Genomic DNA, 337 nt, shown 5'->3' on the forward strand with positions numbered 1-337 from the left:
GTCCATGGTAGTGGCAGAAGTTTTGGAATCCAATAATCACAACTTCCAAAAAGGGGAATTTGTCTCCGGAATGCTAAAATGGAAAGAATTACAAATTTCCAACGGTACGGGATTAAATAGAGTGGATCGGGACCTGGCGCCATTACCTGCTTTTTTAGGAGTGCTGGGATTAACGGGACTTACTGCTTACCTGGGGCTGGAAAAGATTGGTAAACTAAGGGCAGGAGAGACGCTCGTGGTTTCAGGAGCTGCCGGGGCAGTGGGAAGTATTGTGGGACAAATTGGCAAGATCAAAGGATGTATGGTTGTTGGAATAGCCGGTAGTGATGAGAAAGTG

1 pseudogene is annotated in these 337 nt (G+C 46.3%); it reads left to right on the top strand.

The annotated features are described in order from the left end of the window. Positions 1-337: pseudogene (locus HC175_RS21715) on the top strand (NADP-dependent oxidoreductase); the annotation flags it as partial.

It is taken from the genome of Salinimicrobium oceani, from assembly GCF_012037645.1.